Here is a 7900-nt window from a genome sequence, read left to right as displayed (position 1 = left end):
CAGCGACAGCGGCACGCCGTTTTCGGTCGGTGGTGAGGTGAATCTCTGGCCCTGACTTGCCGCGACCGGTCGGATTCGGTCCCGTCAGTGGCTCCCTTCTCCCGCCCGGACGCTGACGGAGTCGATCGCGCACCGCGACCAGTCCAGCTCACCCCGGGCGCCGAGTTCGCCGAGGGTGACCCGGTGCGGCCGGGCCCACACCCGATCCCGGCTCCACTGGGCGAAGCGCCGGTAGACCGTCGGTCAGGTGGGCTCGAACGCCGGGGTAACTGCCGCCAGGTGCAGACCGAGGTGGCCACGAAGATGATCGCCGCCAGTCGTTCGCGGTCCCCGGTCCGACGTCGCCCGCCGCCCTGCGGGCGTATGACCTCCGTCGGCGGTACTACGTGCGCCGGAACAGCGTCCACAACTCGTCCGGCACCAACCACTCCACCAGTTCCATCATGCACGACTCAACGAGCGATCACGCCATCAGAAACGACGTCTTGGTAGGTCACCCCCGTTCAACGGAGCTTCGGCTTCCTTGTCGCGGACCGCTCACCTGTAGAAATGTCTCAATTCCCGACCTTGCGCCAGCCCTGCTGTGTGAGCTATGCGTGCCCATTTTTGTTGGCCGTGGTTCGATCGCGTTGCTAGTCTGTTGCTGTTTGCGGATATTGACGGTGACGTGGATTTCCCAACTGGAACAAGTCATTCCTCGGGTCCTCCGCGGCTGTCAGCACGACTGCGGTGAGGCGCCCAATGATATGTGTCATGCGGTAGTCAGCGGATGTTGTGGCTGAGCGGCGACGCGCGTCGCGATGCCTTCAGGTGTCCGCTCGCTCCATCCGGTCGAGGGAGGGATGGCGCTGTGAATGTCCGTCGCCACCGCGGTTCTCGTCCGACCCCAGGGTCCTGCTGCGATACCCAAACCTGACCATCGGCCTGGGTGTTTTGTGGCTGTGGGCGCGGATGGGTGAAAGGCGGGCCCGGCTGGCGTGCGTGAGGTTGTGCCTGGCGCTGGCGCGGCCAGGTGAAAAGCTACGTACGGGGGATTCGCGTGAATCTTGAATTACGGCATGCTCGGATCGTCACTGCCATATCCGAGTTAGGGAGCATTTCGAAAGCAGCGACCCATATGGGGCTGCCGCAGTGGGGTCGCCACGGCGAGCCATCTCGCACCTGGGCGGACATCCTGACCTTTGCCCTGTTCTTGACGCTGCGCGGCCGTATCTGACGCGCCGGACGAAGGCGCAGGTGGGGCTGTGCGGCAGCCACGGGTCACCCAGGGCAGCGGCCGGGGGAGTACTGCTGCGGCTGGGCGCCGTGCTGGCGAACGACGTATCTCCACGGTCAGCTGGGGAGTGAGTCGACCCGGCTGGGGTGCGCGGCTACGACAAGCTGATCGCCACGTTGATGCAGACGCCCACGATCAGGACGGCCGCCAGCACCCATGGCCATAATGGACGTTCTTTCTGGGGCTGCCACCCGGGCATCGCACACTTCCTTTTCGTCGTGAGGAGTGAAGGCGACCGGCTCAACGGCTGTGGTCGCCCGTCGTGCGGCGAGCCTACCTCTCGGGGGGGTCCGCCAGGCAGTCGTGTTCCGTGCACTGAGGAGGTGCAGTTTTCTCCACCTCGCGTGAGCCTCGCTTGCCGCTCGCTCGTCACCGCCTTGTCTGTGTTGCCCGTACTCGATCGCCCTCGGGAGTCCTCGAACGCGATTCGACCAGCGCTATTTGGTCACCGTGAAAAGACGTAGCCAAGGTCGGTGGGATGGCCTTGAATCAAGGGGAGCGCTTGGGGTGACGGGGAGTTTCCCGAGCTTGCCGGGCGAACTGGTAGGCCGGATCGCTATGCGACTCCGGCGCCCTCTGAGGTCACTGTTGCCGCTGATGCGAGAACTGCAGTGTCACGCCGGCGATAACGGGGGGTGTAACTGGTGGACGCCAATGGGGGAACTGCGGCGCCGCGCCGGATATCCGCGTTCGACACTACGCTCCGCGATGGTGAGCAGGCGCCTGGGAACGCCATGACGGCGGACCAAAAGCTCGAAGTGGCACTGGCCTTTCAGAGTCTCGGCGTCGACGTCATCGAGACGGGCTAGGGCCACTGTAGGAGTAAGGGTCCCGGGGCGCTCAGCTCGCGTCCGGCGAACCGTTGCGGGAAGTCACGGAGTTGAGGTAGGCGAGGACGGCGCGTACCCGCCGGTGGCCGCCGTCCGTGGTCGGCAGGCCGAGCTTGCTGAAGATGTTCCCGATGTGCTTGTTGACGGACGTCTCCGCGATGAAGAGGAGCTTGGCGATGGTGCCGTTGCCGTGGCCCTCCGCCATGAGCGAGAGCACCTCGCGTTCGCGTGAACTGAGCGCCTCCAGAGGGTCGTTGCTGATCCTGCGCACCATCAGCTGAGAGATCACCTCGGGGTCCATGGCCACTCCGCCGGCAGCGACCCGGTCCAGCGCCTCCAGGAACTCCTCCACCTTTCCCACGCGGTCCTTGAGGAGATAGCCCACTCCGGAGGCGCCGCGCGCGATCAGTCGGGCGGCGTAGGCGTGCTCCACGTACTGGGACAGCACCAGGACCGGCAGGTCCGGCATCTTCTCCCGCGCGGCGACGGCGGCCCGCAGGCCCTCGTCCCGGAAGGTCGGCGGAAGCCGGACATCGAGTACGGCGATGTCGGGACGCTGCTCGAGGAGAGTGGCGACGAGGTTGTCGCCGTCCTCCACGGTCGCGCAGATCTCGTGGCCCGTACTGGTCAGCAGTAGGGACAGGCCCTCCCGCAGCAAGGCGTTGTCCTCGGCGATCACGATCCGCACGGCAGCTCCACTCGTAGTGCTGTTGGTCCTCCTGGCGGGCTGTGCAGCTCGGTGACTCCGTCGAAGGCGGCCACCCGGCGCTTGATGCCGTGGATGCCGCTTCCGGAGTCGGCTGCCGCACCGCCCTTCCCGTTGTCCCACACGGAGATGTGAATCCTGTCCTCGGTGGTGCGGAGCCGCACCTGGCTGTTCGTGGCCCCGCTGTGTTTGGCGACGTTCGTCAGCGCCTCGGAGATGACGAAGTACGCCGCGGCCTCCACGGCGGCAGGCGCCCGGGCCCCCTCGGTCTCGTACTGCAGGTCCAGCTCGGTCGGGATCTGGGAGGCCGCCACGAGCGCGCGGGCCGCCTCGGCCAGACCGTGGTCCATGAGCACCGGAGGATAGATCGAACGGACCGCCACCCGGAGGGACCGCAGGGCCTGGTCGGTCAGGTCGCGTGCCTGGTCGATCATTTCGGGCAGCTGGTCCGGGTTGTCCTGGTGCGCCTTGCGCATCATGGCCAGCCGCATGGAGACCGATACGAGTCCGGCCTGTGCTCCGTCGTGCAAGTCCCGTTCGATACGGCGCAGTTCGGCGGCGTGCGCCTCCAGCGCCTCGGCGCGCGTTATCGTCAGCTCTTCGACGCGTTTGGCGAGCGAGGTCCGGCGCTGGCGCGGTCGGAGCAGCGCCTGGGTCATCAGGGCGTGCAACTGCGCGCACCACGGCAGCAGGAAGCAGGCTGCGATGCCGTAGGCCAAACCGACGAAGGAGACGCCGACCGCCGCCCACCACGAGTCGATGGGCCAGGCCATCAACTCCGGTGGCTGGGGGACCAACCGCCACCAGATGGGGGTGGTCAGCCAGTTGAACGCGCCCACCGTGAGGCCGAGGGCCATCGCGGCTCCGAGCGTGCCCAGCAGAGCGTGTGTCAGCAGCCAGAGCAGGTCGGTGTAGGTGGCCTTGTCGGTGAGCATCACCTGGGCGCGGACCAGCACCTTGCCTTCGGCGTCCCGGTAGGAGGAGGGGATGGCCCTGCCGAGCCAGCGCCCGGCGAACCGCCGGTGGAAGTCAGCGCCGCGCCGGAGCAAGGTCAGGGAGGAGGGCAGCAGGCACAGCCCGGGCCCCACGATGCTCAGGGCGAACACGACGAGCAGCGCGTATAAGCCGACGAAGGCGGCGAGGGCGGTGGCCCCGGCTGTGCACAGATACCCGAGGGCCGAGACGAAGCGCTGGACAAACTGTTGCCGTGTCGTGGTCAGAGTCATCCTGCGGCCTAACGGCCGCTGGGGAAGGCCGTCCATGTCCGCGCAGACCCCCAGTAGCTGTTCGGCAACACGCTACCACCGCGGACACCGGTGATCGCCAGCGTCAACGCCCCCTGGAGGAGGGGCATTTTGCTGCACCTCTCATGGTCCAGCGAACATCATGGTCGTGCCGCCCTCCGCTGCATAGCGTGTGTCCCGCAAGGGGTATCGAGTCGGGATGGGAGACGCGCTGTGGCGCATCGCGAGGCCGGCGGTCGGCAGTTCGACGGCGTGATCAGAGGGACTGCTGACATGGACGGAGTCGGGACGCCGGGCTCGCAGAACAGCTGGGCAGTGGAGCTACGGTCAGTCAGCAGGACGTACGGTCGGGGCGCGGGGGAGGTCGCCGCGCTGCGCGACCTCAGCCTCACCTTCGGGAGGGGCTCGTTCACCGCGGTGATGGGTCCGTCGGGCGCGGGCAAGAGCACCCTGCTGCACTGTGCCGCGGGACTAGACCGGCCGGACGGGGGCTCCGTGCAGCTGGCCGGCACCGATCTGACGACCCTGGACGAGGCACAGCTGACGATGCTGCGCCGGGAGCGGATCGGGTTCGTCTTCCAGGCGTACAACCTGCTCGGGTCCCTCACCGTTGAGGAGAACATCAAGCTTCCGCTGCTGCTCGCCGAACAGGTTGTGGAAACGGCCTGGTTGGAGCACGTGGCACGGCGGGTGGGCCTGGCCGACCGGATGGGTCACCGGCCGGCCCAGCTCTCGGGCGGTCAGCAGCAGCGTGTGGCGATCGCCCGGGCACTGGTCACCAGGCCCGAGGTGATCTTCGCCGACGAGCCGACCGGCGCGCTCGACAGCCGGACCGGCCGGGGCGTGCTCGCCCTGCTGCGGGAGGTCGTGGACCACGACGGCAACACCGTGATCATGGTGACCCACGACCCGATCGCCGCGTCCTACGCCCAGCGAGTGGTATTCCTGGTCGACGGTGCCTTCGCCGAGGTGATGGAGTCCCCGACCGCTGAACGGGTGGCCGCGCGGATGACTCGTCTCGAGGGGTTGTGACCCCGGTGGTGTTCAAGCTCGTCCGCATGACCTTGCGGGAGCGGAAGGCGGGTCTCGTCGGGGCGTTCATCGCGCTTCTCGGGGCGTCGATGCTGATCACCGCGTTCGGCATCCTGCTGCAGTCGGGTCTCGGCTCGGGGGTCACCACGCAGCGGTACGCCGGGGCCGATCTGGTGGTCGGAGGAAAGGAGTCCTTCAGCGTCACCGCGGGCAAGACGAAGTCGAAGCCGCTGGAGCAGCCCGCGCCACTGAGGAGCGACGTGGTCGACAAGGTGGCCTCCGTCAAGGGAGTGCGCCTGGCGGTCGCGGACGTCACGTTCCCCGCCCAGGTGGTGAAGGAGGACGGCGGACTGGACTCCGGCGGCGGCGAGCAGCCGTCGGCCGGCCACGGCTGGTCCAGCGCCGCGCTCGGCCCCTTCAAACTGGAGGAGGGGAGGGCGCCGAGGAGCACCGGCGAAGTGGTCCTCGACGCGGACCTGGCCGATCGGGCGGACGCGTCCCCCGGCGACACCGTGCGGCTGGCAACCACGGAGCGGGCACGAGACTACAAGGTGACCGGTGTCGCCTCCCTGCAGGGCGTGGACGGGCCGCTGCGCTCGCCCGCGGTGTTCTTCAGCGACTCCGAGGCGACGAAGCTCTACGGCCACCCCGGCAAGATCGACGCTGTGGGCGTGCTGGCCGCCCCGGGTACGGATGTGGACGAGCTGGCCGGACGGCTCGACGACCGCCTGTCCGACGCGGGCGTCAAGCTGTACCGCGGTGACAGCCGTAGCCAGGTGGAGTTCCACGACGTGGCCTCCGCCCGCTCAGGGCTGACGGATATGGCGGCCTCGCTCGGTGCGACCGTCGTGCTGATCGCGATGATCGTGGTGGCCAGCACGCTCGCCCTCAACGTGCACCAGCGGCGCCGTGAGCTGGCCCTGCTGCGCGCCGTCGCGGCTACCCCGCGCCAGGTGTACAAGATGATGGCGGCCGAGACGCTCATCGTCTCCCTCGTGGCCTCGGTGATCGGGTGTTTGCCGGGCGTCTTCGTGGCCCAGCTCATGCGGGGCGCGCTGAGCTGGATCGGCATGCTGCCCGAGGACTTCGAGTTCTCCTACGGCCCGCTGCCGATGCTCGTCGCCGTCGCCGCCTCCGTGATCGCGGCTGAGCTGGCCACGATCGGTGTCGCCCGCAAGGCGGTGGCGATCCGGCCCGTGGAGGCCATGGGCGACGCCCAGATCGAGAAGTCGAAGCTCGGTGGCGGTCGTCTCTTCGCCGGCCTCCTGCTGTTCCTGGTCGGCATCGCGGCATCGCTGCTGCCGCTGTTCTTCGGCAGTGTCTTCGCGGTGGCCGGCGCGGGCACCGGTGGACTCATCATGGTCATCGCGATCCTGCTGATGGCCCCGCCGGTGGTGAGCCTGGCGAGCCGGATCATGGCGGGCCCGATCCGGCGGCGTACGGGGCCGCACGGCTTCCTGGCGGTGGCCAACACCCGTACCAACGCCCGCCGTCTGGCGGCCGGTATCGGCCCGCTGACGCTGGCGATCGGCTTCGCCATGGTGCAGCTGTGCATCCCGACGACGATCGCGAACGCGGCCCAGGACCAGGCGAGGCAGGGCATCGTCTCCGACTTCACCCTGCAGGGCGGGCCAGGCGGGCCGCCGCTGAGCGTCGTGGAGGACGCCGCTTCGGTGCCAGGGGTCGAGGCGGCCACGGGCGTGATGCGGGTCCCGGTGCACGCCTCCCGGGAGGTGTGGGGCTCACCGGAGATCTTCGGCTACCAGGCGCAGGGCGTCACGTCCGGTGACGTGAGCAAGACCATCGACCTGGATGTCACCGACGGCAGCCTGAAGAAGCTGAGCGGTGACGTGGCGGCTATCAGCAGTGGCGCGGCCAGCACACTCGGTGCGGGCGTCGGCGACCGTATCCGGCTGAGCATGCCGGACGGCATCGAACTCAAGCCCGAGGTGGTCGCGATCTACGAACGGGGTCTCGGCTTCGGAGACGTGACGGTGCCACAGGAGACCGTACGGGAGCACAGCGTCCGACAGCTGCAGGACGCGGTGTTCGTCAAGGCCGAGAGGGACGCCGACCAGGGCAAGGTGCGGGAGGGGCTGAGGCGCCTCTCCGACCGGTATCCGGGCCTGGAGGTTCTCGACAAGGGCGGGCTCTCGGCGGCGCAGCAGGAGCAGGCCCTGATGTCGGTGCTGACCTCCGCGCTGCCGCTGGTCCTCGTCTTCGGCTACCTCGCGATCTCCGTGGCCAACACCCTGGTGCTGGCGACTCTCGGTCGGGTGCGGGAGTTCTCGCTGCTCCGGTTGGTCGGGGCGCCCGCGGCGCAGGTCATGCGGATGATGCGGGTGGAGGGCGGGATGGTCGTCGCCATCGCGGTGGTGCTGGGAACCCTGGTGCCGCTGCTGCCGATGGCGACCATCAGCCTCGGTCTGACGGGATCGCCGGTGCCCCATATCCCGGTGCCGATCTATCTGGCGATCGTCGCTTTGTCCGCGCTCATCGGACTGGCCGCGATCCTCCTTCCCGCCCGGCTCGCACTGCGGACGAGCCCGGTGGAGGGCATCGGTCTGCGCGAATAGTCAGGCACGGGCCGCATGTGTACCCTCACCCGCTCTGCCGCCGCGCTCCCGTTCTGCCGGTATCAGCATTTGTCAACCAGCGTTTTTCACAGGTGGCTTAAGGGCGCTGACCGGAGCTGCTGCTGACCCCCAACGGCAAGGTCGACCGCGCCGCGCTGCCCGAGCCCGCGCCGCAGCCGAGGTGGCCGGGCGCGCCCCGTGTCGCACGCGAGGAACAGCTGCACGCCGTGTTCTGC

5 protein-coding genes and 1 pseudogene are annotated in these 7900 nt (G+C 68.5%); 3 read left to right on the top strand and 3 right to left on the bottom strand.

Annotated features, from left to right (window positions below):
• A pseudogene (locus GL263_RS28435) lies at positions 1–445 on the bottom strand (transposase); the annotation flags it as partial.
• A 1475-nt stretch (positions 446–1920) separates the two neighbouring features.
• Here GL263_RS28435 and GL263_RS16690 point away from each other — a divergent pair.
• On the top strand, positions 1921–2085 hold the full coding sequence (locus tag GL263_RS16690) for a hydroxymethylglutaryl-CoA lyase-like TIM-barrel protein (RefSeq protein ID WP_182856521.1): 165 nt from the start codon (positions 1921–1923) through the stop codon (positions 2083–2085).
• 31 nt (positions 2086–2116) lie between these two features.
• Here the strand turns inward: GL263_RS16690 and GL263_RS16685 are convergent, their stop codons facing one another.
• Both GL263_RS16685 and GL263_RS16680 read right to left on the bottom strand, forming a co-directional pair.
• Entirely contained in the window at positions 2117–2794 is a 678-nt protein-coding gene (locus GL263_RS16685) for a response regulator (protein ID WP_182856520.1), read from the bottom strand.
• Positions 2782–4038, bottom strand: a complete 1257-nt coding sequence (locus GL263_RS16680) for a sensor histidine kinase (protein WP_228456565.1) — start codon at positions 4036–4038, stop codon at positions 2782–2784. Before GL263_RS16680 ends, GL263_RS16685 begins: the two co-directional genes overlap by 13 nt.
• Positions 4039–4329: 291 nt before the next feature.
• Between GL263_RS16680 and GL263_RS16675 the strand changes: the two genes are divergently transcribed.
• Together GL263_RS16675 and GL263_RS16670 are read left to right on the top strand one after the other, a co-directional pair.
• A complete protein-coding gene (locus GL263_RS16675; protein WP_182856518.1) occupies positions 4330–5088 on the top strand; it encodes an ABC transporter ATP-binding protein in 759 nt (252 codons plus the stop codon).
• A 26-nt stretch (positions 5089–5114) separates the two neighbouring features.
• The gene (locus tag GL263_RS16670; RefSeq protein ID WP_194377626.1) at positions 5115–7664 is read left to right on the top strand and encodes an FtsX-like permease family protein; all 2550 of its coding nucleotides are present in this window, start codon (positions 5115–5117) and stop codon (positions 7662–7664) included.
• Positions 7665–7900 lie beyond the last annotated feature (236 nt).

It is taken from the genome of Streptomyces durbertensis, from assembly GCF_014156695.1.
Classification (GTDB): Bacteria; Actinomycetota; Actinomycetes; order Streptomycetales; family Streptomycetaceae; genus Streptomyces; species Streptomyces durbertensis.
Note: the sequence above shows the minus strand (reverse complement) of the source record. Positions and strands in the feature narration are given on the sequence as shown.